The organism is Mycobacterium sp. NAZ190054, assembly GCF_001545925.1.
Taxonomy (GTDB): domain Bacteria; phylum Actinomycetota; class Actinomycetes; order Mycobacteriales; family Mycobacteriaceae; genus Mycobacterium.
In genome coordinates, this window is record NZ_LMVQ01000437.1 from 1 (window position 1) to 1,681 (window position 1,681).

Sequence of the window (1,681 nt, forward strand, 5' to 3'; positions counted from 1 at the left end):
TCGGGGCAGTTCACCCGTCGGATGTCATAGACCAGCCAGAGCCGGTAGCGCCCGAGATCGAGATGGCGCCACCGTCGGCGGCGGCGGTCATAGACCGCGCGCAGGCGTTTGCCACACGGACATGACACCCGCCGAGTGGTGCGGCGCAGCGTGACTTCGACGTCCCCATCGTTGACGACGACATCGGTCACCGATGCCCCGGGGATCTGCAGGAGACGGTTAAATGCAGTACTGACGCGCACGCGGATCGGTCCTCTGGTTGAGGTTGGTGTGGTAACCCCGAAACCTAGAGCACCCGACCGCGTGCGCGTCCCCCATTGCCCTGCGGACACACCGAGAACACTTGAGACTCAACCAAAAACACCGCTGACCAGCGAGAAGGCGCCCACTAAAACACTAGGAGCGCCTCACAAGTTCGTGTATTGGCATTCGTCGACGTGAATCAGACAGTGGGTGGTTCATAACGCCGCCCACGGGTGGTGGCCCCAAGCTACTAGGGCGAACGATTTTTGAATAGGCCACCAAATCTGCTGGATGCCCTTGCGGCACGGCTGCTAGAGGACACCGGCGGCTACTGGTTGCTGGTCGGGCGCAACCTGACCGATCCCACCGACCCGCTGCGCGACTGGTCAGGGTCGCCGGGGCGCGGTGGGCGCTCGACACCAAGCCCGCGCCAGACGATGCCACGACGCCGCCAGAGGCGCCGCACCATACGTGCGGCTGTAGTACTAATCGCCTTCAGCAGTGTGTCAGGTCGATTCCGCGAGCTCGCTGATGGCAACCGACATCTGACGCCGACCGTCTTCGAGGTGCTCACGCAATAGTGCACCGCAGCCGGGATCGCCGGCATTCCACGCCATCGCGATCTGCTCATGCTGCACGCCGCCCAAGGGCGGGACCATGGGAATCCGGTACATCTTCACGTGATAACGCTGCACCCGCTGCCATATCGGTTCCAGGACTCCGCGAGCGACCTGTGATGCGCCGGGCAGCACCAATGCGGCGTGAAACGCGCGGTGCGCGTCCTGGAATCTGATGGAGTCCTCTCCCGGGCTCAAGTCCACCATCTCCTTCAGTGCGATGCTCACGGCCACCGAATCTGCCTTGCGCTTCATTCGGCACGCCTTCTCGATGAGCGGAGGCTCCAGCATGAGCCGCAGCTCATACAGTCCGTCGATCTCGGAGGCGCTCAGTTGTGCGACATGGGTTCCGTGGTTTGGAACGTGGGTGAGTAGACCTTCGCCCTGGAGGATGCGTAGAGCCTCACGAAGCGGGATGTGGGAAACGCCGTAGGCCAGCCGTAGCTCATCGATCACGATGCGGGAACCGGGCTCCAGGTCTCCGCTGAGGATCCGTTGCCTCAGCGCATCCACCAGCCGTTGTACGACGGTTACACCCTTTGCCCCGCTGCGTCGGTCTGATGCAAACTCGTTCAAGGCTGCCATGCCTATAATATAGCTACCCCCACGCGGTCTCATCGATGACCAGCACCCCTGCCGGGTCGCCCAGCAACCGCGCCGACCACCCACAGTTAGGTGCGGCTGTAGTCCTTAGCCTCGATCCACCGATGGATTGCCTGGATAGGCGGGTGTCGGTATAAGGAAAGTGCCTTCTGAGCTGGGATGATTGGTGTTCCTTACGCAACAACCGTCCAAGTTCGGAAAGGCACTTCCAGTGCAAG

The 1,681-nt window shown here is 62.2% G+C and carries 2 protein-coding genes; both read right to left on the reverse strand.

The window, feature by feature from the left end:
• Positions 1 to 191 (reverse strand): transposase family protein (locus ASJ79_RS23605; protein WP_231751002.1); only part of this gene is annotated, 191 nt, incomplete at its 3' end.
• Between the two features lie 558 nt (positions 192 to 749).
• On the reverse strand, positions 750 to 1,445 hold the full coding sequence (locus ASJ79_RS23610) for a GntR family transcriptional regulator (RefSeq protein ID WP_067960648.1): 696 nt from the start codon (positions 1,443 to 1,445) through the stop codon (positions 750 to 752).
• Positions 1,446 to 1,681 lie beyond the last annotated feature (236 nt).